This is a genomic window from Arcobacter sp. F2176, assembly GCF_004116465.1.
GTDB classification, from domain to species: Bacteria; Campylobacterota; Campylobacteria; order Campylobacterales; family Arcobacteraceae; genus Arcobacter; species Arcobacter siniprincipis.
This window is the reverse complement of sequence record NZ_PDJV01000081.1, coordinates 1-413: the sequence shown is the minus strand read 5'-3', so window position 1 is coordinate 413 and position 413 is coordinate 1. Positions and strand designations below refer to the sequence as shown.

1 protein-coding gene is annotated in these 413 nt (G+C 31.5%); it reads right to left on the bottom strand.

Features of this window, described 5'->3' with window-relative positions; all coding sequences use genetic code 11:
- Positions 1-389, bottom strand: a 389-nt coding sequence (locus CRU95_RS16265; protein ID WP_258238760.1) for a DUF4179 domain-containing protein, incomplete at its 3' end; no start/stop codon positions are given.
- Between the last annotated feature and the right edge of the window lie 24 nt (positions 390-413).

Here is a 413-nt window from a genome sequence, read left to right as displayed (position 1 = left end):
GTAATACCTTGATCTGTAATTTTTTCATCAATAGGAATATATTTACCATTCTTCATCATATCTTGTATGACACCATTTTCATCTCCTATTCCTTCATTTACAACTTTATCATTTGTAATTGCATCAGAAAAATATGAAGCAACATTTGTAGCCGCCACTTGTACTTGTGGAATCATTGCTGTTGTAAAAAGTGCAGCTGCAGCTACTGCTGTATAAATGAAACGTTTTGATTTTTTACTCATGTTTGTAAACATTCCCTTCTTTTGGTGCTTTTTGTGATTTATATTAGAAACATTGTCTAACTTGGAACGGCTTTCAAATGTTTTCCATGCTTGTTCTATATCAATTTTGATTTCTTGTGGTGAATTTGCAGATTCTTCATCTAGCATTACGTTTTCCCATTGATTTAATTT